This is a genomic window from Ignavibacteria bacterium (genome assembly GCA_025612375.1).
GTDB lineage: Bacteria > Bacteroidota > Ignavibacteria > Ignavibacteriales > SURF-24 > JAAXKN01.
Genome location: JAAXKN010000015.1, coordinates 24,238 through 47,881 on the forward strand (window position 1 = coordinate 24,238; position 23,644 = coordinate 47,881).

Sequence of the window (23,644 nt, forward strand, 5' to 3'; positions counted from 1 at the left end):
CATACATGGTTCTTAAAAATGACCATACAAAATTAAGGCTCCTCAAAGACAGATGCCAATTTGTCTTGGAAAAATGTGAGCACCTCATTCAGGTTATTATCGCTTTGTAAAGGGCATATGTAGAGGGCAAAAATTTGTATACAAGAAATGGAAGGGATATGGAAAAGCCGGAAAACTGCATTATTGTCATATTCGGAGCCTCGGGTGACCTTACGAAAAGAAAACTCATCCCTGCGCTCTATAAGCTTTTTGAGCACAGCCTTTTGCCTGAAAGGTTTGCAGTACTTGGAGTGGCAAGGACAGAGATGGCGGATAAGAAATTCAGGGACTCCTCTTTTCAGTTTATAGAGCCGGAGGAAGATAAAAATGAAACGGCCGCACGCTTTAAGCACGGCCTTTATTATATAGCGCTTAAAGATTATTCTCCCGGGGAATTCGCGAAACTAAACAGGAAAATTAAATCACTTTCCGGGGAGCTGGAAACCGGGGAAAACTGCATCTATTATCTTGCCACGCCTCCGGGCGCCTTTGAGGAGATTGCAATAAGCCTTGGGGTTGAAAAAATGCAGTTTCAGGGGGAGAAAAGCTGGAAAAGGCTGATAATTGAAAAACCTTTCGGGGAAAGCCTTGAAACGGCTAAGGACCTGAATAAGAGGCTCTGCCGCATTTTTAATGAAAACCAGATCTACCGCATAGACCACTATCTGGGAAAAGAAACCGTGCAGAACATATTTGTAACCCGGTTTTCAAACGGCATATTTGAGCCCTTATGGAACAGGAATTATGTCCACCACGTTGAGATCACCGCGGCCGAAAGCTCAGGAATAGGCTCTCGCGGGGGGTACTATGACAGTACGGGCGCCCTGAGGGATATGGTGCAGAACCATCTGCTGCAGATACTGGGGCTTATTGCCATGGAGCCGCCTGCCTCACTCAGGCCGGAGGCCATAAGGGATGAAAAGCTGAAGGTTTTTGAATCCCTCAGGATCATGAAGCCGGAGGACGTTGAAAGCCACGTCATACGCGGCCAGTATGTGGCAAATAAAATCGGGCGCGAAATTGTTGCAGGCTACCGTGAGGAGATGGGGGTGGACAGGGGCAGCCACGCCGAGACTTACGTTGCAATTAAGCTTTTTATTGATAACTGGCGCTGGGGCGGGGTGCCTTTTTATTTAAGAACGGGCAAAAGAATGCCGACTTCCGTTACAGAGGCTGTTATACACTTCAGGCCTTCACCCCACATCCTATTCAGAGCTCAGGATAACTATATTAACTACCTCGTAATCCGCATACAGCCCGACGAAGGGATGCTCTTAAGGGTCAGCATGAAAGTCCCCGGCCGCGGCTATAACGTGCAGGACATCAACATGGACTTCCATTATTCAGAGCTTGCCAGCCAGTACGTCCCCGGGGCCTACGAAAGGCTTCTTTTAGACGCAATGGAAGGTGACGCCACGCTTTATGCCAGGGGGGATGCCGTGGAGGCCTGCTGGAAGTTCATTCAGCCGGTGCTGGATGCATGGGAGAAGTACCCAACAATTAAACTCTTCGGATATCCTGCCGGCACCTGGGGGCCGGAAAACGCTGATGATCTGATCGAGGAATCGGGGCTCACGTGGCGCTACCCGTGCAGGAATCTTTCAGGCGAAGGGTCGTACTGCGAGCTGTAGAGAAGTCAGGGGGCAATATTTCCCCGTTTGTGTCCAAGGTCATTGTGAATTAATGTTTGCTGAATATTGATAATATCATTCAATTTAATTATTCTATACTAACAGTCATTAGGCATTGATTAAATATGAGGAGGGATTATTATGAGTAAAGGAACGATGGGTTTTGTGTATGGCATTTTACTCGGCGGAATTGCAGGAGGCATAACAGCTCTGCTTTATACTCCGGTTTCCGGTAAAAAGATGCGGAAACAGATTATCAAGAAGAAAGACGGCATAATGGAAGATATGAACGACTACTACGAGGCTGTTGAAGACGTTATAAAGGATGGGAAGAAAAGAGCCGAATCTATAATTGATGATGCGCGGAAAATCATCTCCGTCTGAAATATTTCTGAAAGGAAAATAAAAAAAGCCTGATTTGATCAGGCTTTTTTTGTTTACGAGCTAATATAATGCAAAATTTAAGATCTTTCTTTTACTCCTGAAACCCGCAGAATCCCTTTGGGAAGAAGGGTTTTGAAGTCAAAGGGCCTGTCCTGGAGATTTAAGGGCATAGCTGCAAGCTTTGTAAAGCTGCTGAAAAGGAATCTTTTTTCTATCTCTTTCCATAATTCCTGGCGTCCGCCGTCATAACCCAAAGCCCAGATGCCGACACCACGGAGCTTTCTGGCCATGGCATAGTCGTATTTCATACCGATGCTTCTTGCGTTTTCGAACCACACCTGGTGCCATTCGCCGTTTTTCTGGTAGCGTATCCAGGGGACGCTGTTATACTTATCCCAGAAAATTTTATACCTGTAGCGTTCGGCATCCTGCATCAGGCTGGAAAATGTGGGGGTTTCCACGTACCGGACGTTAAAAGCCTGCGGGTTTCCTGTTTCAGTTACCCAGTGGTTGCCGTAATAAGGCACGCCCAGGATCAGCTTCTGCGGGGCAGTCTGTGTAACCTCGCCGTATCCGAATACGGTGCTTAAAAGCGTGCTCTCAATTGAATAATAGCTGCCGTTAAGTGATGCCGTGGGACCTGAAATATTGCTCCTGCTGTCGGAATAATCGTAACCCATTATAAAAATGTAATCGCAGGCCTCTGAAAGCCCCTTGAAGTTCCACCCTCCCCAGTTTACGGCAGGGCCTGCAAAGGACACCTCTGCACCGGGAAGTTCCGTATGAATAAATGAGGTCAAATCCTTCATGTAACTGATAATTGCACCGTCCCTGTCGGAGCGCTTCAGGTTCTCAAAGTCCACGTTTACGCCGTCCAGGCTGAACTGCTTAAGGGTTTTTCTGATATTCTTAAAGCTTTTTTCTTTGGATGCGGCATCTGTCAGAATATTATGATTTTGAAGCGAGTCTGTGTTCAGGACCGTCATTATGACCTTAACGCCGTTTGTATGGGCCGAATCGATGACATCCGTCCATGGCCACATTGGGGGATTTGCAATATTTCCATCCCGGTCTGCCTCAAAATTAAAAACAGCCAGGTGAGTAAGCATTCTGAACTTAATGTTTCTAACGGCTTCGGGATATTTCCAGGAGGGGAGGTATCCAAAAACTGCCGCCGTCAGATTCCTGTTTACAGGAACCGGCGGGGTTTTATCCATAGCGAGTACGGTGTCGGCTTTTTTCTCCTCTTTGAAGACCAGGTGGCTGTACTTCTTCCCCAGTGAATCAAGTGAGGGTAAAAACAGTAAGATTACAAAGATTAACGATACAAGAATTACCTTTACAGCATTGCTATTCATACGTTACAATTCCTAATAAATAAAATCTATTCCTGAAAACACACATACACTTAAAAAGTTCCGGAAAGGCATTACAATGCCGGGAAGGAGACTTACTTTAAGTTCCAATTAAATCTAAGGAAATAAAAAAACAGGATAATGGCAATATATAAAAGGGGCATAAGCCCAAAAGACTTATGCCCCTTTTATGAAGATTTATTTTTTAAAAGCCTACCGCGCTTTATATTTTACCAGTCCCGCCGTTTCGGTTGCAATCCACATCCAGCTGTGTGAATCCTGGCTTATGGCGCTAATATTGTTAGTCGGGAGCTGGGTATTTGCGGTATTAAGGACATCCCAGCGCGAGGGGGTAAAGAATTTAATAAGTCCCGCTTCGGTGCATACCCATTTGATATTATCCTTAATCATGATGCTTTTTATAATTCTTGAAGGGAGTTTGGAATAATAGTTGTCAATCCAGGTTCCGTTATCCCTGACTGCGAGTCCACCCTCGTCGGCTCCCCTGGGTAAGGTGCATACAAAGCCTGCCCATACGCCCTCCGAGAACTGTCCTACGGCCAGGGCTGTAGTATTACGCCCCGGCAGGCCGGCACTTTCCTTAGTAAATGTTTCCCAGACCTGGCCGTCGTATGTTGCAAGACCTTTTGCCAGGACACCCATCCAGAGCTTACCGTTGAGCTCAGTTGCGAGTGATTGTATTGAATTGTTAGGCAATGGTGAATTGCCGGTGTTAAATAACTTCCAGTTTGTTCCGTCAATTTGTACAAGCCCTTTTTCTGTCCCGACCCATATGACATTATTCCTGCCCACGCAGATTGCGTTAATGTAATCTTCCGGGAGCATGGAGTTAGTCTTATTGTAAATGGTCCAGTTATCACCGTTCAGTTCAGCCAGTCCTTTATTGGTGCCTATCCAGAGGTGCATATTTTTGTCAAAGGCCATGGCGGTAATAAAGTTATTTGGAAGAGGGGAATTCCCGGAGTTGTAGCTCTGCCAGTTCCTGCCGTCAAATTTAATTATCCCCTCACCATTTGTGCCGATCCATTTGACGTCATACTGATCGATTAGAATGGAGGTAAGGGCATTTGTGGGAATTCCCGAATTGGATGTATTATAGTTAACCCACACGGTTGTGTCTTTGAGTTTAACGTAAGCCCATTTGGTTTTGTCGCTTTCGACGGTGACCTTTACGCTGTCGTCGCGGCAGCCCGGGAAGCTGTAGGCGATCTGATGGCTGCCCGGAGAAATGTGCCCCAGAATATACGGGGTCACCTTGCCCGTATTTTGCCCGTCCATGTAAATCGTGGCGTTTTTAGGGTCGCTTTCGCACTGGATTCTTCCGTACATCAGAGGATTATTAGTGTAGTCTACAAAAATTTCCTGTCTAACTTTTTCGTCAATTTTTATTGTAAATACGGTGTCGCGGTATAAGGGATACTTCAGTGTTACGGTATAATCTGTTCCTTCCAGCCATTTCAGGCTGTCCGGCGTATGCCTTCCTGTATTCCTGGAATTTAAGTAAATATCCGCTCCCCGGGGGTTGGAATCTATATAAATGTATCCCGTAGTGACGGGCGGATCGGGAGGGCTTACAGAAACCTCCTTATCACAGGCAAATGAAAACAGGAGGAGAGTAAGTAAAAAAGTAATTCCGGTTGTCTTATTAAGTTTTCTCATATTTTAATATGTGTTGGTTTTTACGGCATTATGGATATTAGCCAATTTCATTCTGCTCCAAGTTTTGTCTTGTAGCCGAAGGAGCTGATATAATTCTTGTCGAGCCTCATAGGGAACTGGTAGCTTACGCAGGAGCCGAAAATTCCGAGGCCGCCTTCAACGTTAGTAAAATCGGTCTGGTCGAGTTTTACGGAAAACCCATCGTCTGCAAGTTTGCACGATGAGTAGTATCCCGAAAGGCTCATGTCCAGTGTCCATACTTCAAAAATGACAGACAGAACCACGTAATTTTTCTTATTGGGGTCCCCTGCCGAAATCTCCTCCATTACGCGGTTCAGGGCATCAAGCTCAACCGTGCATACCAGGTTCAAAGTGGGAGAGGGATAAACGGGTACAAATTTTCCTCCGGACAGAATATATCTTTCCGGCAGATATCTGACGTGGCGAATTGGGATGCCGTTTTCAAACTTAAAGTATACCAGTGACGGCCTGGGATAATAGTAGGTGTTTTGACCCGAGTTTGTGTTCCAGACTGCTCTGAAGTAACTTCTGCCGTCAATTGGGATGATTGAGTCAATTTCGGCAAAGTTGACATAAACCGGGAGTGGAATACTGGTTGCGGCGTGCAGTTTCCTTCCGTTTGGAAGCACGGCCAGTATTTCGGCAGGCTTATTGGCCTGGGGCCTGAAGTTTTTTGCATAATAATATCTTATTGGAGTGCTGTATCTTGAAGTGTCGCTCCTGGATTCTTCTGCTTCCCTGAAGATATAGACGCTGTCGCCAACCCAGACCCTGACGTCTGCTCCCCGGAGAGCCGGGTCGGTTCTGTTTGCCAGAGGGTCATACCCATCGACGTTGTAGCTTGAGGAGAGTGTCAGTGTCTGCACTGTTGTATCCGACTTTAAGACGCAGTTAAGTATATACTTTTCCTTGAAATCGCCCTTCGGGCTGAAATCCTCGTCCTTGCAGCCCGGTGAGAGAAAGGCTGCCGTAATGACAATCATGCTAAGGAGTATTTTCTTCATATTTCAAGCTTCAATGTTGCTGTTGGTAAAAATGGTAACATGTTGACGCGTTTGCCTGTATTGCGTTCAAAGTAGAAAATGTTTTTTCTGTCATAAACGTTGACTATGCTTGCATCCAGATAAAAGTTTGCAAATCCGATACTGAACTTCTTCGACAGGCTGATGTCGAGCCTGTGGTAGTCGGGCAGCCTTCCCAGGTTTTTATCCCCCAGGAGCAGGAAAGGCTGATATGGAGTAAAAAGGCTCAACTGGTTGAAGTAATCCCCTGCATCCAGCTTGTCGTAGTACCCGGTTATCTTTGTAAAGGGGAGTCCCGAGTTATAAACCCATATTACGCTTGCCTGCCAGTCCTTGCCGAAATTGTACTCAAGCGTGAGGTTAAGCGAATGCCTGGAATCGTACTTGGGGTAGAAAAGCCAGTCGCCGACAGTCTTGTATGTCCAGCCCAGTGAGTAAGAGCCCATGAAGTAAAAATCCAGGAATTTATATTTTAGCATGAATTCAAGGCCGTAGGCCTCGCCGGAGCCGGCAACGAGATCCGGGTCGGAATCAAATACTTTCTTTTCGTTTAATGCCGGGAAGTTTTCGATTTTCTTGTAGTACCCTTCTGTCTCAAGGCTCAGTTCATCGGTAAAGTTAGTCTCGAGTCCCAGAATATAATGCCTTGCCCTTGCGGGGCTCAGGTAGTTAGGAGTAATTATCCACGGTTCAAACAGCGAGATTACCTCGCTTTCATCTGAAAGTGTAGTCATTTCCTGCTGGTAAATTCCCCAGGCGCCTTTAAGTGCAATTTCAGGGATGAACCTGTATGTAAAGCTCAGGCGGGGTTCATTTAAGAATCCGCCCCCTTTTTTGGAAAGCCCGGTCAGGTTAATTCTTGTTCCAAGGTCGATTCCAAGGTTCTTAAAGCGCAGGTATTTGTATTTAACATAAACGGCGAAGTTGGTTCCCGAGGAGCCGATATCCGTAATAATTCCGCCGTTATTCTCAAGAAAAAGATTTGTTTTAAGGCGGAGGATGCTAAGGCCTACTCCAAGCTCGTCCTTTGAGTCGTAAACATAGCTGCAGTCGACTTTCATATTAAGGTCGCTTACTTCATTTTTCTTGGGTTTGCTCGTGCTGTAGTTTGGAATAACCTCTCCTAAAAAGCTGCTGAAGGAGACTCCCATTTCAAAGAAAAGCGGGCTGTCTGAGACCTGGAACCATTTGAAGCCGAAGATTCTGTTAGACCATTTGAGGTCTGCTTGTGTCTCATCGCCGTTCATGAGGCGGTCGTCGCTTAAAAGGCCCTGGATTGTAATTTTGCTTCCTTCGACAAATTCAGGGTTTGAGTAGTTTAACTTAAATGAAAGGTCGTAGAAGTCGAGCGGGATGTTCTTATCGTTCAGAAATTTTTTATATATATCGCTTGAATAGCTCCTGCGGCCTGTCACGATGAAAGAGCCGTAAGGTATGGGGCCTTCAGCCAGGGCCTTTGCGCTTAAGTAGCTTATGCCGGCCTTCAGGCCGTAGCTGTTCTTGTTGCCGTCTTTTGTAAAAATATTCATGACCGAGGAGAGCCTGCCGCCGTATTCGCTTGTGAAGCCTCCCTTGAAAAACTCAATGTTATTGACCATTTCGGGGTCAACTATGCTGAAAAGGCCGAAAGCATGAAAAGGGTTATATATAGTGGCGCCGTTTATCATAACGAGGTTCTGGTTGCTTGCCCCGCCTCTTATGTAATACCTGGCCGATACGTCCCCGGTGGATCTTACGCCGGGCAGGTACTGAAGTGAGCGGAATATGTCGGTCTCCACTCCCTTGGGCAGGAGTTCCAGTTCCTTAATTGTTAGTCTCTGAAGGCTTATGTCCGTTGCGTTTTCCTCCGCGATGCGCTTTTCAACTTTTTCCACCATCGGTAGCACAACGCTTGTAGGGACCATCCTGATATCGAGGTGGGTCATCTTCCCCTTTTCAAGTTTTATTGTCATCTTCCTCGGGTAGTAGCCCATATAGGACACAACGAGTGTAAGTGGTCTTCCGGCAGGAACGGAGGTGATGAGAAAGTATCCTTTGGAATCAGAGTATGCTCCCGTGGAAATTTCCTGAATTGCAACGCTGGCGTATGCGAGGGCTTCCCCGCTGGTTGAATCGGTTATGAGGCCTCGTAAGTTTCCGCTTCCCTGGGCATAGATCCCTGGGGAATCTGAAGCGGCAGGTAAAAAGAAAAATATAAGCAAGAGGGAAAACAGGATCCCGGGCAACTTTAGTTCTTGCATAATTGCTCGCTTGTTCATGGTGGATTATTGCGGAGGTAAGTTATACAAATCATAATAAAAAGGAAATATAGATCTGAATAATTTTGTCCTGCGGCATCAGTATTGTGCCTCCGGCAAAATAAATGTATAAACGGCATAAGGGGAAATGGCAAATAATGCACTGAAGGCCTGAAAAAGGCTGCTAAAGAGAGCAGCACCTGAAACAGGAAAATGAGAGACTTATTTAGTATATTTTGTTTATTAATTCGATTAAATGTGTATCTTTATATGAGGAGGGGTATGCATTGGTCTGAGGAACTGAAAAAGAATGTCAGTCCCATTTAGCGGGCTGATTTAAGTAAATGAAAGAAAACTTCAAAAGGTGGAAAATTGTTAGGACATATTATTAAGTTTGTCAGGGACAGATTAAGCAAGATATCAAACGCTGGTAAGAAGAAAAAAGAGGGTCCGGCCAAGGAAATAAAGGTTACAGGCGGCAAGGCGGCACAGGAAAGAAAACCCGGAACAAGGGATGCGCGCCAGCCCGGGCGCCAGCACGCACCAATACAGGACAAGAGGGCGCCACAGCAGCCCGGTGCACAAAGAGGGCGCAGGCCACAGCCCCAGCAGCAGCAGCAAACCCCTGCACCCGTCAGAAAAGAAAGGCCGCCGCAGGCTCCCAAGGCAGCCCCGGTGCAGAAAAAGCAGCCCGATAACTGGGATGTTTCGCAGTTCAAGGTAGAACCCTCAGAAGGAAAAACAAGGTTTCATGACCTCAACCTTCCCCGCGAGCTCATGCATGCAATTTATGACCTCGGCTTCCAGTACTGCACTCCAATTCAGGCAGAAATCCTTTTTAATACATTAAACGGCAAGGATGCCACGGGAAAGGCACAGACAGGTACGGGCAAGACGGCAGCATTCCTCATTACAGCCATAACGCGCCTGATGAAAGAAAAGCCGGAGGCAAAAAGGCGCAACGGCGCACCCCGCGCCCTTGTTATAGCTCCTACACGCGAACTCGTGATGCAGATTGCAAGCGATGCCGATAAGCTCGGGAAATATTCAAACCTCAGCATTATGGCGGTCTACGGCGGCATGGATTACCAGAAGCAGAAGCGCCAGCTTAACGGCCAGCAGGTTGATATACTTGCGGCTACGCCGGGAAGGCTATTGGACTTCTATAACCGTCACGACGTGCACCTGAGCCAGGTGGAAATAATGGTAATTGACGAAGCCGACCGCATGCTAGATATGGGCTTTATACCCGACGTGCGCAAGATCGTACGCGCTACTCCGCCCAAGGAAAAGCGCCAGACACTTTTCTTCAGCGCTACAATTACGCCGGACGTTGAAAGGCTTGCAGGATACTGGACAAAAGACGCGGTGCGCGTGGAGATTGAGCCGGCACAGGTGGAAGTTGAATCGGTAAAACAGATTATTTATATAGTTACAAGCGAGGAGAAGTACCCTCTTGTCTATAACCTGATCACAAAGCAGAATATGGACAGGGTTATTATCTTTGCAAACAGGCGCGATGAAACGCAGGGGCTTACAGATCTTCTTCTTAAGCACGGCATCAGCTGCTCTCTTATTTCAGGCGACGTTGATCAGCGCCAGAGAATAAGAACACTTGATGACTTTAAAAACGGAAAGATACGCGTTCTTGTTGCTACAGACGTTGCAAGCCGTGGAATCCACGTCGAAGGCATAAGCCACGTGATAAATTATACTCTGCCGCAGGACCCCGAGGATTATGTGCACCGCATAGGACGCACGGGAAGGGCCGGCGCAACAGGCACTTCAATCAGTTTTGCCACAGAGGACGATTCATTCTATATCCCGGCCATTGAAGGCTTCCTGGGACACAGCCTGCACTGCATTCAGCCCGATGAAAAGCTCCTTCAGCTTCCGGGTGAACTTGAAGTGGCAGCCCCGGTTGAGACCGGAACGGGTGAGGCAAAACCCCAGGAGTCAAAGCCCTCAGGTGGACAGAGGCAGGGCGGAGGATACAGAAGACAGGGCGGACAAAGGCCTGGCGGCGGCGGTCAGGGAAGAGGCCAGAGGCCGCAGGGACAAAGGCAAGGGGGACAAAGACCCCAGCAGGGTCAGAGGTCCGGAGGAAGGAGATACCAGGACAGGCCCAACAGCACCTCGCCTGAGAAACAGCAGGATCAGGGATCCTCTGAAAATAAACCGGCATCCCAAAACAGAAGTGAAGGCCATTCTGAAACGCCAAAGCCCCGGAATCCCGAATCGGGAAGCCAGGAAAGTTAAGCATCTGAAAATATCTTAATAGCGGAAGTGTTTAATCGCTTCCCCTTTTATTCCTATTTCCGTCATTGCCTCAATGCCAATCTGAAGATGAAGATCGACGTAGTTTTCTGTTACCTTGCGGTCCGATTCTTCGGTTTTGATCCCTTCGGGGATCATGGGCATGTCGGATACGAGCAGGAGCGCCCCGCGGGCAATTTCATTTACGTGGCCCACAATAAAGACCGTAGCCGTTTCCATATCGATCCCGATAACTGAAAGCTTTTCGAGGTAATGCCTGAATTTTTCATCCCATTCCCAGACTCTTCTGTTTGTGGTGTAGATAACCCCGGTACGGTAATCCTGGTTGTGTTCAACAATTTTTTCAGAAACGAACTTATGAAGCTTAAACGACGGGAGTGCCGGCACCTCGGGCGGCATATAGTCGCCAGAAGTTCCTTCACCCCTAATTGCCGCAATAGGCAGAATAAAATGCCCGATTTCGGTGGAGTGTTTAACGCCTCCGCATTTGCCGAGGAAAAGGACCCCTTTGGGCTGGCGTGCAACCAGGAGGTCCATTATTGTTGCGGCGTTTGGTGAGCCGATGCCGAAATTTACAATTGTAAGTCCCTGTGAATTTGTGGCCGTCTGCATCGGGCGACCGATGCCGCGCATCTCGCAGTTGAACTGCTCGGCAAAGCGTGTTACATAGTTATGAAAATTAGTCAGAAGCAGGTAATCGCCGAATTCATCTATTTTTGTCCCCGTGTAGCGCGGCAGCCAGTTTTGGGCAATTTCAAGTTTTGTTCTCAATATTATTTTTTCCTGTCGTTAAATTTATCTGCAAGTCTTCTTATCTCACTGATGTGCTGAGGGCCTGTGCCGCAGCATCCGCCGATAATGTTTACTCCCATTTTTAAGAGCTCACCGGCCTTGGGTGAAATAATTTCAGGAGTTTCCTTATAAACGCTCACGCCATCGATCCATTCAGGTATGCCGGCATTTGCCTGTGCCAGGATGGGCAATTGTGTCAGGGGCCTCATTTCACTTATAACCTGTATCATTTCATCAAAACCGCGGCCACAGTTGGAGCCAATTATGTCCGCTCCTGCTGCTGCCAGGCGTTCAATGCTTGTCTTGACGTCCACGCCCCACATTGTTTTTGGGCCTGAGGGTCCGACTTCAAAAGTCATCGAGGCGCTTACAGGAAGGCCTGTTATTTCCTTAGCGGCGCGGACAGCTGTTTCAGCTTCCTCAATAGACATCATGGTTTCAACAAAGATTACGTCTACGCCCCCTTCGGCCAGAGCCTCTGCCTCTTCGGCAAATGCACCGTAGGCGTCCTGGAGGTTAAGCGGTCCCAGGGGTTCAAGTATTTCTCCTGTAGGTCCGATTGAGCCGGCTACAAATTTCCCTTCGGGGCATACCTCACGCGCAAGTTCAGCCGCCTTTTTTGCGAAATCGAAGGCTCTGTCTTCCATCTGGTGGAGTGAAAGCCTGATGCGGTTGCTGCCGAAAGAGTTTGTTTCAACTATGTCGCTTCCGGCTTCATAGTAATCTTTATGAATTGCCTGAATTACTTCGGGATTTACGAAATTAAGTTCCTCGGGGCATACGCCTGTTTTCATGCCGCGCTTCTGAAGCTCGGTGCCCATGGCGCCGTCAGAAACGAGTACTATGCCTGAGTGCAGTTTGGTTAAGAATTTTCTGGACATATATCTTAATTCTCTTGGTTAAATCAATTTAGTTAAATCAAAAATGTTAAACGAAATATAAGAAAGAAATAGCAATTAATTAGGGGCCCAGGGGCACATTATGAAAGTTATCTCTTTAAGCCGTAGACCCCGCTTACGGATTTCATGGGCAGCATGAGATAAGTTTCCGTAAGGTGAATTCCAAGGTCGCCTCCCTGCAGCATTAAGATAAGAGTTTCCTGCTCCTGAAGATCCCAGCCCCTGTAGCCAGGAGAAAACCTTTTTCCCGGGTGCAGGCCTTTTTTTTCTGCTTCTTTTTGAATTAGCTCCTGGGCTTCTACCTGTATCTGTTCAATCAGGCTTGAGGCTGCGGCGTTAAGCATATAGCCCTCTAAAAAGTCCTCAGCTTCAAGCCTGCGGATCACGCTGTCGGCTTCTTCGCCTAAAGTAATGAGGTATAGTGAAGCCATTTCGCAGTCTTTTAGAAGGCGGAAAATACCTTTGCCGGAAAATGAGCTTCCTTCATTAAACGCTGTGCGGAAACGTTCGGGGTCTTTTTCAGCAATGTTAAAAGTCCCATACCTTAGGGCGGGGCTGAAGGTATGTATGTGCTTCCGGTACAGGCCGCGGCAGACTTCAAGGAGCGCCTCCCTGTCTTCCGAGGTGCTGCCAAGCCTCAGGTATTTGCGCGCTGAGGCCTCATCAAATGGGATGCTTTCAGCCTCAAAGTAAACTGTATATAAGTCCGTGCCCGGCATTAAGGAAACAGCATTGAGTTGACAAAAATATCCTGAAAGTCCTCCCGTCCCGAGATCTCTACATACTCAACTATTTCAGAAAGCCTTTCAGCCTTAAGCCGTGCCTCTTCTGAGAGGAGCACCGCCCCGGCGCCCGAAAGTGCGGCATTCCCGATAAACTTTATTTTATCCGGTGCAACATCAGGCAGCATCCCGAGCTCCACGGCGTCCTCCCCTTTCAGGTGGTTGCCGAAGGCGCCGGCAACAAATATTCCGCCGATTCCGCCTGAGGTAACATTAAGCTCTTTCATCAGTATGCTTATTCCGGCCGATATTGCAGCCTTTGCAAGCTGCACCTCGCGTATATCCTTCTGTGTAAGCATAATGCCGCTTTGGGTAAGCATGATGTTATTGATCCCGGTTTCTGAAGGGATTATTCTGTTTTTCAGTTCATCGCTTGTATCCTGAGGCAGAGACTCCTTATCCAGAATACGGCCGCTTTTATCAATTATTCCGGCTCTTAAGAACTCAGTTACAAGGTCGTGGAGGCCTGAGCCGCAGATGCCTTTGGCCTCAGCGCCGCCAATGGTTAGAACCTTGAGGCTTCCGTTTTTAATTTCAGCCCTTTCAATTGCGCCCCTGGAAGCCCTCATGCCGTGCGTAATAGTGGCTCCTTCCCAGGCGGGACCCGCAGGGGAAGATGATGCGAGTATTCTTTGTTTTGATCCTAAGACTATTTCGCCGTTTGTCCCTATGTCAACAACAAGCCTTATATCGTCCTCAGATTCAAGATTTAATACTGTAAGCACGGCTGTAATATCGCTTCCTACATAGCTACCCAGGTCGGGCAGAAGATAAACAATTCCGCCATTATTGATGTCAATTTTTAATTCACCGGCATTCAGGCTTAAAGCCCTTTTTACAACGGGTGTGTAAGGGCTGAAGGCAATATTCTCAGGCGTAATGCCGAGGAAAATGTGGCGCATTATGGTGTTGCCTGCAACGGAAACCTTGTAGATTGCGCTTTTTTCAATGCCCGCCTCGCGGCAGAGCTCTTCGATAAGAGAGTTTACCTGGCTGACGATTAAGCTGTGAAGCTCTTCAAGGCCCCCTTTATTGCTTATAATATAATTTGTCCTCGAAATAACGTCTGCCCCGAAGGGCTGCTGTGAGTTTAAGGCTGAGCTGACGGCAGAGACTTCGCCGGTATTTATGTTAAAGAGTTTTGCAGCAACCGTAGTTGTGCCTATATCCACGGCAGCTCCGTAGAGAAAGCCTGTTGTGTCTCCTGCTTCCAGCTGCAGGAGCCTTTCCTGGTCCAGCACTGCCGTTATCCTGAAGCGGTTTTTCCTTAAAAGCCACGGGAGCTCTTTCAGCATCTGAAAATTAAAGTCTTTAACGGGAAAACCTTTTTTCTTAAGCTCCAGTGTCAGAGTCTCAAAATCAAAATAGTTTTCCCCTCCCATGGGCTCCGGGAGTTCTAGAAACACTTTTTTTAGACCCGGGTTTAAGAGGAATCCTCCGGTCTTACTTTCCGTCATGATCCTGAGGTCAAATGTTTCAGACTCTTCAGGCACCATGCAGGTTGTGTCACTGGTAATTACGCTCTGGCATGAAAGCCTGAAGCCCTGTTTAAGTTCCTCTTGCGAAAGGAGTTCTTTGTCCGCAGCGCCCGGGGCAGTAAGGCCTTCAGATACTATCACTTTGCACTCCCCGCACGTGCCCATGCCGCCGCAGGAGGACTCAATTACAAGTCCAAGCTCAAGTGCCGCATCGCGCAGTGTGGTGCCTTCAAAAAAGTATCCGGATTTTTTACCGGGAAGAAAGGTCACTTTGTGCTGTTTCATATTGCTAGTATTTCCCGAATTCTTCAGACAAAGTTTCAAGAAGCATTATGTTTTCAGGAGGCGTTGAAGGGGCAACCGAGCAGGCAGAGCTGAGAATGTAGCCCCCTTCGGGCTTTCCTGTTTCAAGGCGCCAGCGGACGTCTTCTAAAATCCGGCTCCTGTTTCCGTTAAGGAGTGTATTTATAGGGTCTATATTTCCCTTAATAAATACTTTTCCGGACAATATTTTTTTTGCTTCCTCCAGATCCACGGTTCCAATCGGAGGGGGATCAAGCGTGTCAATTCCGTTTGTGCCGGTTTTCATCATCAGATCGAGCCTGTCGCCAATTGAGCCGCAGGTATGTGTATAGACGGGTATATTATATTCTTTCTGAATTTCTTCAACTATTTTTCTTTCATAGGGCGCAACGAATTCTTCATAGTGCTTTCTGGATATAAAGCCTGCACCGGCAAAAGCCGAAGAGATTAGTATGGCGTCAACTCCCATGGAAGCCTGTTTTTTGCCGAGAGCTATTGCGCCCCGGGTCAGGCTTTCAAGGCAGGCTTTTGTCTTTACGGGGTCTAGCATAATAGCCATGAGGGCATTTTCATAATTCAGGAGTTCCAGGAACTGCGACCACGGAGAGAAGACCTCGGAGTGGACGGATACTTCGCCTTTTGTCTTTTCAATAACTTTTTTTATTGTCAGAAAGTGATAACCTGGGAAGAAGTCATCAAAGGGGCGCACTTCCTTTTCAAAGCCCCATGTAAAGGGGTATTTAATTTCTGTTATATCCCAAGGCTCTATGTAGAAGAGCTTTTCCGGGTCGAGCTCATCGAAAGAGGGAAACCCCCGGCTGCCGCCGGAGAGGAAATAATGGGGGTTATCGTTAAGGGGGAAGAGCGTATAGCTTCCGTCTTTCCACCTTATAACGGTTTCATTATCCTTTTCCTGAATTTCAGAAATGTCACGCCGGTAGTCCGGGTCGCGTCCGGGCAGGTTTACAAGTATGCCGTCAAATTTATATTTTTTCTGCAGTCTTACGAGGGCTTCAGAAAAGCCTTCGGAAGTGTACCATATATCCAGAGGCTTCAGTCCTGAATATAGGAAATAATGCCCGAGAGAAAGCTGGCACATTACAGGCACCCTGTCGGGCACTTCAAGGCTCATCGCCTTCTGCATTCTTTCTTTAGATGTCATTATGTTAAAATAAATGTTTACCAGATGATAATTATCAGGAATAAATATACTCCAATTGATATGAACGCGCAAGATTGGATGCGAAAACCCGTATCATTAATAAACTTTATATTTCACCTTTTGAGGTGTTATATTTATATTTACTGAAGTTATTAATTGTTGTTTTAATAAATTTAACCCCAAACAAGAGATTATAAAATGACTGAACCAACCGTAAGCGTGGGCATACTGACGGCAGAGAAAATAAGCTTTGACCTTTATGGCGACTTTTCCTCCTTCGGTTTTAAGAATACATTCAGCGGCAGATATACTGCAAGTCTGGAAGATGATATAATCGTAATTGAAGCGGAAAAGGAGACCTACAAGGTAACAGGCGAAATCTCCTTCAGCCCGAACGACTTCAGAAGCGAATCGTTCCTGATCAGAGAGGTGGTTATAGGCGTTAAATTCCACTGGGAACAGAAAGAAAACCAGAGATTTGCAGGCCAGCTGAAGCTTATTAAGGAAGGCGATAAGATTACAGCCGTAAATGCTCTTCCCGTGGAGTCTTATCTTACAAGCGTTATCTCTTCTGAAATGAGCGCTACGAGCTCACTGGAGCTCCTGAAAGCCCATTCAATTATTTCCAGAAGCTGGCTCCTGGCACAGATGGATAAAACAAAAGAAAGCACTCCGGGCACAAAGCATGCCTCAACCTTCGAAACTGAAAATGAGCTGATAAAATGGTACGACAAGGAAGACCATACACTCTTTGACGTATGCGCCGACGACCACTGCCAGCGTTACCAGGGTGTTACAAAGGCTTATACCGACAAGGTAAGGGAAGCAATCGAGGAAACCCGCGGAATTGTTCTTACATATGACGAAAAGATATGCGACACCAGGTACTCAAAGTCATGCGGCGGAATTTCAGAGGCTTTTGAGAATGTATGGGAGCCGGTAAAGCATCCTTATCTTTCGCAGGTGGTTGACTATAAGTACGATCCCGAAAACCTTAAGGTCGATTTTTCAGACGAAGAGAGCGCCGACAAGTGGATCCGCTCAAATCCTCCTGCTTTCTGCAATACGCACGACCAGAAGGTGCTTTCACAGGTATTGGTAAAGTTCGATCAGAAGACAACGGATTTCTACCGCTGGAAAGTTGAATACACACAGGAAGAAATTTCCAAGCTGATAAAGGAAAAAAGCGGAATTGATTTCGGCGATATAGTTGATCTTATTCCTGTAGAAAGAGGTTATTCGGCAAGGCTTATAAAGCTTAAAATTGTGGGTACAAAAAAGACACTGACGATCGGCAAAGAGCTTGAAATAAGAAGAATACTTTCCCCTTCCCACCTTTACAGCTCGGCTTTTGTTGTGGATAAGCAGGAAGTTAATAACGGCGTACCCGGAAAGTTCATTCTTACGGGTGCAGGCTGGGGACACGGCGTCGGCCTCTGCCAGATAGGCGCTGCAGTCATGGGTGAAATGGGTTACAGTTTCGACGAGATACTGCTCCATTACTTCAGGGGTGCAAAGCTGAAAAAGATATATTAATCTGAAAAAATATACTAATACAGGAAATTAACCGGCTGCGCGGGGAGGACCAAAAACGCGGCCTCCGGCAGCCGGTGTTCCCTCAGAGAATACTGCCTCATTTTTATATTGCTGTTAACAGGACAAGTTCCTATTTTTATTATGAATGGTAACGATCTTAAGCATAGGGATATCTGCTTCCAAAAGAGGCGGATTCGATATAAAAAACAGATTTTTAGAGGGAATAAATTTTCATAAATGACATTTCTTAACCCCGCGATATTATTTGGACTTATTGCAACAGCAATCCCCGTATTACTACACCTGCTTAATTTAAGGAAATTAAAACGCATAGAGTTCAGTACACTTACTTTCCTCAAAGAGCTGCAGAAAAATAAGATACGCAGGATAAAGCTGAAACAGTGGCTTCTTTTGGCACTCAGGTTCCTGGTTATTCTTTTTGTTGTATTTTCATTTGCAAGGCCGACCATACAGGGTATAGCCATAGGCGGAACCACAAGCTCTGCCAAAACAACGGCTGTATTTATACTGGATAACACTTTCAGCATGTCGGTTGTAAACGAGAAGGGCTCAGATTTTAACCGTGCGCGCCAGGTCATAAAGACTCTTCTTAATGAGCTGCAGGAAGGGGACGAAGTTGCCCTCATTACGGTTGCCGGGGCAGGAAACGAAGAAGTTAAAACGACGACCAATTTTGCTGATTTCAGGAAAAAGCTGGATGCCGTTGATCTTTCCTATGAGAGCGGGACCATAAATAAGGCACTTATTCAGGCGGGAGAACTCCTTTCAGAAAGCCACAATTTTAACAGGGAAATTTATCTTTTAAGCGACTTCCAGAAAACAGACTTAATCGAGCCTAATCAGCGCCCTTCAAATTTAAGCGGAATCCTGGGAGATAAGATTAAGCTCTATACGTTCGATTTTTCAGGAAAAGACGTCTTTAACGTTGGAATTGATAACCTGGAGGCAAATAACCAGATATTTGAAAAGGGTAAGCCCGTCAGTTTTACTGCCACTCTTACCAATTACTCCTCCAGAGGCGCCAACAACACCGTAGCTTCTTTATTTATTAACGGCGAAAGGAGCGCACAGCAGAGCGTTAGCCTGGGGGCCGGGGAGACAAAGAAGGTAAGCTTTGAGACCGTAATAAAGTCCCCGGGCTACACGGATATTCAGGCCGAGCTGGAAGATGACGACATAAACCAGGATAACAGGCGCTACATGAATATTGTGGTGCCGGACAAGGTCTCGGTTATGATATTTTCCAACAATGACGCTGATTCAAGGTATGTGGAACTTGCACTTATGGCTTCGGGCGAAAACGGGACAATTAATGTTACAAAAAGAAACTTTAGCCAGATTTCTTCTGTTGATCCTAATAGTTACGATGTTGTAATTGCCATTGGTTCCGAGGCACAGAATAACGTTCAGAAGCTGAAGGATTATGCTACGGGCGGCGGCGGTCTTTTTATAATGCCCGGTTCAGCTTCAAACCTGTCAAATTTCAGGGGGCTTTTATCACAGCTTCAGCTCCCGGAGCCCGGTTCAATGGCCGGAAATCCTAATTCTTTTCAGAATGCTGCCGTCTTTGACAAAATTGACTTTGAGCACCCGGTTTTTTCTGACCTATTTGCAAAATCAGCAAAAAAACAGGTCGAATCGCCGGACGTTTACTTCTACTTCAGGCTTAATACACAGGGGAAAGGAAAAAGCATAATTACTCTGCCCGACAACTCCTCCTTCTTAAGCGAATATTCACTGGGAAAAGGAAAAGTACTTTTGATGAATACGGCTCCCGTGCTTAACTGGTCCAACTTCCCTCTTAAAGGTATTTTTGCCCCTGTAGTAGATAAATCGGTTTTTTACCTGGCCAGCAAGGATCACAAAGACGCAAGCTTTACGGCGGGCGAGATGGTTACAATAAACCTGCAGATGAGGGCTCTTCCGCAGGTTAAGATCTCGAGGCCCGACAAGACGGATGAGTTTATTAACATGGGTAATGAGAGACAGAATTACATTACCTACAGCAATACAAACGCTGCCGGCAACTACCGGGTTTTTTCGGGCGACAGGCTTATAGATTATTTCTCCGTAAATCATTCGTCCATGGAATCCAACCCGGCAAGCCTGACGCTTAAGGAATTCAACGACTACTTAAGCAAGACCGGCTTTAAGGGGAAACAGATCAGGCTGGACGTAAATGAAAACTATACGCGTGAAATTCAGCAGGCGCGCTTTGGATCGGAACTCTGGAGGTTTTTCCTCATGCTGGCATTCGTCCTGGCTCTTGTTGAAATGCTCGTTTCCAGAAGCGCAAAGAAAGATATTGCATGAATTTAAGTATCTAAAGCAGTTCTGCCAAAAAACAGAACATGTGTTTTAATGAAAGGTATCTATGATAGAAAATCAAAAGAATACGACAGAAAAAGCAATTTTAGTTTCTCTTAATACAAGAGAATATTCAAAACAGGAGGTGGAAGAACACCTCGACGAGCTTGAAATGCTCGCCTCAACAGCAGGCGCGGACACGAGGATGAAGGTTATTCAGGACCGCGACAGGATTGAACCTGCCTATTACCTGGGTAAAGGCAAGGCTGAGGAACTGGCGCAGCTGGTGGAATTTAACGATATTGACATAGTTATTTTTGATGACGACCTGACACCGGTGCAGGTAAGGAATCTTGAGAGGCTTGTAAATAAGAAAATTGTCGACCGCTCGGGTCTTATACTTGACATTTTTGCCACGCGCGCAAAGACGAGGGAGGCAAAAACACAGGTGGAACTGGCACAGCTTCAGTACATGCTGCCGAGGCTTACACGCGCCTGGACGCACTTAAGTAAGCAGTACGGAGGTATTGGAACCAAAGGTCCCGGTGAAACGCAGATTGAAACTGACCGCCGTATGATCCGCACACGCATCAGCATGCTGAAGGAAAAGCTGGAGAAAATTGAATCGCAGCGCCAGACCAGGAGCGCAAACAGGAAGGATTTCTTCAGGGCGTCTCTTGTTGGCTACACCAACGCTGGCAAATCCACGCTTCTTAACCTTCTGACCAATGCTGGTGTACTGGCCGAAGACAAGCTTTTTGCAACGCTTGACTCGACAACGCGTTCCTTAAGGCTGGATAACGGGCAGACGATACTCCTTAGCGATACAGTAGGCTTTATACGCAAGCTGCCTCATCACCTTGTAGCTTCTTTTAAGAGCACATTAAATGAGGTAAGTGAAGCCGACGTCATACTGCACGTAATTGACGTTTCGCACCCGTTTTTTGAGGATCATATTGCCGTTGTGGACCAGACATTAAAGGAACTGGGAGTTGAGAAAAAAGCCCAGATCAAGATCTTTAATAAGGTGGATGCCCTGGAGGACAAGACCCGTATCGATTACATACTGCGCAAATACATGAATGCCGTTTTTATTTCAGCCGAAAGAGGGATTAATATTAACGGGCTGAAGGATAAGATAAAATCTGTCATTGAAGAGGAATTTAAGGAGGAGACAGTCGAGCTGGAGCTAACAGATTCCAGGACGGTTGCAAAGATACACTCTCTTGCAGACGTCATCAGTGCGACTTACGATGAGGACAGGATATTGATTAAATACAGGGCAAATGATGCCTCATCCAATAAAATAAAAAGAATACTGCATGAAAAGACCAATCATGGAAGTTGACGGAAATTCCCTGAGCCTAAGTAAAATCGAACTTTTTCTCAGGGAAAATCCTCTTGTCCGCCTTTCTAAAGAATCAGAAAAGAAGGTAAAAAGGGCAAGAGCCTTAATTGAAAAGTGGGTTGAAAACGAAGAAGTGATTTACGGTGTTACAACCGGCTTCGGGGAATTTTCAAACGTCAGGATATCAAAAGAGGATCTTGCAAGCCTGCAGGAAAACCTCATCTTAAGCCATTCGGTAGGAACGGGAGAATATCTTCCCCCCTTCATAGTTAAAATAATGATGCTTCTTAGGGTAAACGCCCTTGCCAAGGGGCATTCCGGCATCAGGCTTTCAACGGTCAACCTTTTAATGGACATGATGAATAACAACATCATTCCGGTTGTTCCCTCGCAGGGTTCTGTAGGCTCCTCGGGCGACCTGGTGCAGCTTTCGCACCTTGTGCTTGCAATGATAGGAAAAGGGAGGGTCCAGGTAATTGAAGACGTGATGAGTGATGGGGCAAAAAATGAGAAGATAATTCCGGCTTCAAAAGGGCTTAAGAAATTTGGGCTTGAAGCTGTAAGGCTTCAGGCAAAAGAAGGGCTGGCACTCATTAACGGCACGCAGATGATGACTTCATTTGCCTCCTATATCGCGATTCAGGCAAAAAAACTGATCAAGACGGCAGACATCTCGGCCGCACTTACGCACGAGGCCTTAAGGGCGACTGACCGCGCATTTGACCATAAGCTCCACGAGCTCAGGCCTTACCCGGGACAGATAGAAACCGCACAGAATATGCTTTTGCTAATTAAAGGAAGCGAGATCAGGAAGTCACACATTGCAGGCGACAAGAGGGTGCAGGATGCGTATTCATTAAGGTGCATACCGCAGATACACGGGGCTTCCAGGGACGCGATAAATTACGTCTGTTCAAGGGTTGAAATTGAGATCAACTCGGCTAATGATAATCCTCTAATTTTTCCCGAAGAAGAAGAGCACATTGAAGGGGGAAATTTCCACGGGCAGCCTATGGCGCTCCCGATGGACTTCATGTCCATAGCGCTCTCGGAGCTGGCAAATGTAAGTGAGAGAAGAATTGAGCGCATGGTTAACGGCGCCTTAAGCGGGTTACCGAGGTTTCTGGCAACAAACGGAGGCTTAAATTCAGGCTTAATGATTGCGCAGTACACGGCGGCAAGCCTCGTTTCAGAGAACAAAGTTTTAAGCCATCCGGCAAGTGTGGATTCAATACCGACATCGGCCAACCAGGAGGACCACAACTCCATGGGCTCCATTGCAGCACAGAAGTGTTTCAGGATAATGCAGAACCTGCAGTCGGTTCTGGCCATTGAGCTCTTGACGGCCAGTCAGGCCATAGAATTTCACAAGCCGTTAAAGTGCGGGATGGGTACGGCAATAGCATATAATGAAGTAAGGAAAGTTGTACCCCCGATGGAGCGCGACCGTGTTTTGTATGATGACGTGCAGAAGGTACTCTCTTTAATCAGGAGTGACACCGTGCTTAATAGTGTTGAAGCAAAGATTAAGCTCAACTGACATTTCAAATCAAGGCGGGAGCGAAGGCTCCCGCATAATCAAATCCGCATTCTGAATTACCCAATGAAACCGGTATTGGTGATGTACCTGTTTATACATGCTCAGCTTCCTAACACCCGGAGTTAATTGGGCTTGATTTTGCCTAAATTAACCTGTACATTAGTACTGTACAGGTTGGCAGCTGCACACAGCATCATTATTATTTTATGTAAGTTGGATAAGGGGTTTAATATGAGGTCTACTTTGACATATACGCAGGCGAGGGCAAATTTCGCCAAGCTTTGCAATACTGTTACAGATGATCAGGAGATCGTTGTTATAACACGCCGTAATGCAGAACCTGTGGCTATGATATCGGCTTCGGAATTATCGGGACTTATCGAGACGGCTCACCTTCTGCGTTCGCCTAAAAATGCAGAAAGACTCTTCAGTGCGCTCGAAAGGGCAAAGTCGGAGAATGTTAAACCACAGTCTCTTAAGGAATTTATGGCAGAGATAAAAATTGACGAAGAAAAGCGCAGGTAGAAACCGGGAAGCCGTATTTCAGGACGAGTTCCGCGAAGACCTCATCTGGTGGGTTGAGCAGGACCGGAAGACGGCCCTGAAAATATTGAGGCTTATTGAAGAAATCCTAAAAACTCCCTTTGAAGGCAAAGGTAAACCGGAAGCTCTCAAGTACGGGCTTGCCGGCTGCTGGTCGCGCAGAATTACGCAGGAGCACAGAATTGTTTATCTTGTCCGGGATGACAGGATAGATTTCCTGCAGGCAAGATATCATTATTGAAGAAAAACCGCTCCTTAAATCCGGCAGTAAAATTAAGGTACGTCCG

The 23,644-nt window shown here is 46.6% G+C and carries 18 protein-coding genes; 9 read left to right on the plus strand and 9 right to left on the minus strand.

Annotated elements, in window-relative coordinates; genetic code table 11:
• Positions 1-158 precede the first annotated feature (158 nt).
• Together zwf and HF312_11120 are read left to right on the plus strand one after the other, a co-directional pair.
• Positions 159-1,670: a glucose-6-phosphate dehydrogenase gene (zwf, locus tag HF312_11115; GenBank protein ID MCU7520754.1), complete on the plus strand. Its 1,512-nt coding sequence runs from the start codon at positions 159-161 to the stop codon at positions 1,668-1,670.
• Between the two features lie 141 nt (positions 1,671-1,811).
• Positions 1,812-2,054 (plus strand): YtxH domain-containing protein, encoded by a 243-nt coding sequence (locus tag HF312_11120; protein MCU7520755.1) that lies wholly within the window; start codon positions 1,812-1,814, stop codon positions 2,052-2,054.
• Positions 2,055-2,131: 77 nt separating this feature from the next.
• Here the strand turns inward: HF312_11120 and HF312_11125 are convergent, their stop codons facing one another.
• From HF312_11125 to HF312_11140, 4 genes are all read right to left on the minus strand, one after another.
• On the minus strand, positions 2,132-3,412 hold the full coding sequence (locus tag HF312_11125) for a hypothetical protein (GenBank protein ID MCU7520756.1): 1,281 nt from the start codon (positions 3,410-3,412) through the stop codon (positions 2,132-2,134).
• A gap of 210 nt (positions 3,413-3,622) precedes the next feature.
• On the minus strand, positions 3,623-5,089 hold the full coding sequence (locus HF312_11130) for a PEGA domain-containing protein (GenBank protein MCU7520757.1): 1,467 nt from the start codon (positions 5,087-5,089) through the stop codon (positions 3,623-3,625).
• 47 nt (positions 5,090-5,136) lie between these two features.
• Positions 5,137-6,114 (minus strand): DUF4249 family protein, encoded by a 978-nt coding sequence (locus HF312_11135; GenBank protein ID MCU7520758.1) that lies wholly within the window; start codon positions 6,112-6,114, stop codon positions 5,137-5,139.
• On the minus strand, positions 6,111-8,372 hold the full coding sequence (locus tag HF312_11140) for a TonB-dependent receptor (GenBank protein MCU7520759.1): 2,262 nt from the start codon (positions 8,370-8,372) through the stop codon (positions 6,111-6,113). The genes HF312_11135 and HF312_11140 overlap by 4 nt, the downstream gene beginning before the upstream one ends.
• A 459-nt stretch (positions 8,373-8,831) precedes the next feature.
• On the opposite strand from HF312_11140, the gene rhlB reads away from it, so the two are divergent.
• Entirely contained in the window at positions 8,832-10,628 is a 1,797-nt protein-coding gene (gene rhlB, locus HF312_11145) for an ATP-dependent RNA helicase RhlB (GenBank protein MCU7520760.1), read from the plus strand.
• Between the two features lie 15 nt (positions 10,629-10,643).
• Here the strand turns inward: rhlB and HF312_11150 are convergent, their stop codons facing one another.
• The 5 genes from HF312_11150 to HF312_11170 all read right to left on the minus strand — a co-directional run bounded on the left by HF312_11150 (position 10,644) and on the right by HF312_11170 (position 16,062).
• Positions 10,644-11,417 carry an AMP nucleosidase gene (locus HF312_11150; GenBank protein MCU7520761.1) on the minus strand — a complete coding sequence of 258 codons (774 nt, stop codon included), beginning with the start codon at positions 11,415-11,417 and terminating at the stop codon, positions 10,644-10,646.
• Between the two features lie 2 nt (positions 11,418-11,419).
• The gene (locus HF312_11155; GenBank protein ID MCU7520762.1) at positions 11,420-12,319 is read right to left on the minus strand and encodes a hypothetical protein; all 900 of its coding nucleotides are present in this window, start codon (positions 12,317-12,319) and stop codon (positions 11,420-11,422) included.
• A gap of 107 nt (positions 12,320-12,426) precedes the next feature.
• Positions 12,427-13,056 carry a hypothetical protein gene (locus HF312_11160; GenBank protein MCU7520763.1) on the minus strand — a complete coding sequence of 210 codons (630 nt, stop codon included), beginning with the start codon at positions 13,054-13,056 and terminating at the stop codon, positions 12,427-12,429.
• Positions 13,056-14,882 carry a DUF4445 domain-containing protein gene (locus HF312_11165; protein MCU7520764.1) on the minus strand — a complete coding sequence of 609 codons (1,827 nt, stop codon included), beginning with the start codon at positions 14,880-14,882 and terminating at the stop codon, positions 13,056-13,058. Before HF312_11165 ends, HF312_11160 begins: the two co-directional genes overlap by 1 nt.
• 4 nt (positions 14,883-14,886) lie before the next feature.
• A complete protein-coding gene (locus tag HF312_11170) occupies positions 14,887-16,062 on the minus strand; it encodes a hypothetical protein (protein ID MCU7520765.1) in 1,176 nt (391 codons plus the stop codon).
• 198 nt (positions 16,063-16,260) lie between these two features.
• Between HF312_11170 and HF312_11175 the strand changes: the two genes are divergently transcribed.
• From HF312_11175 to HF312_11200, 6 genes are all read left to right on the plus strand, one after another.
• The gene (locus tag HF312_11175) at positions 16,261-17,598 is read left to right on the plus strand and encodes a SpoIID/LytB domain-containing protein (protein MCU7520766.1); all 1,338 of its coding nucleotides are present in this window, start codon (positions 16,261-16,263) and stop codon (positions 17,596-17,598) included.
• Positions 17,599-17,835: 237 nt separating this feature from the next.
• Positions 17,836-19,932 (plus strand): VWA domain-containing protein, encoded by a 2,097-nt coding sequence (locus tag HF312_11180; protein ID MCU7520767.1) that lies wholly within the window; start codon positions 17,836-17,838, stop codon positions 19,930-19,932.
• Between the two features lie 61 nt (positions 19,933-19,993).
• Positions 19,994-21,274 carry a GTPase HflX gene (gene hflX, locus HF312_11185; GenBank protein MCU7520768.1) on the plus strand — a complete coding sequence of 427 codons (1,281 nt, stop codon included), beginning with the start codon at positions 19,994-19,996 and terminating at the stop codon, positions 21,272-21,274.
• Positions 21,249-22,814, plus strand: a complete 1,566-nt coding sequence (gene hutH, locus HF312_11190; GenBank protein ID MCU7520769.1) for a histidine ammonia-lyase — start codon at positions 21,249-21,251, stop codon at positions 22,812-22,814. The genes hflX and hutH overlap by 26 nt, the downstream gene beginning before the upstream one ends.
• A gap of 231 nt (positions 22,815-23,045) precedes the next feature.
• A complete protein-coding gene (locus HF312_11195) occupies positions 23,046-23,339 on the plus strand; it encodes a type II toxin-antitoxin system prevent-host-death family antitoxin (GenBank protein MCU7520770.1) in 294 nt (97 codons plus the stop codon).
• The gene (locus HF312_11200) at positions 23,317-23,598 is read left to right on the plus strand and encodes a Txe/YoeB family addiction module toxin (protein MCU7520771.1); all 282 of its coding nucleotides are present in this window, start codon (positions 23,317-23,319) and stop codon (positions 23,596-23,598) included. Before HF312_11195 ends, HF312_11200 begins: the two co-directional genes overlap by 23 nt.
• Positions 23,599-23,644 lie beyond the last annotated feature (46 nt).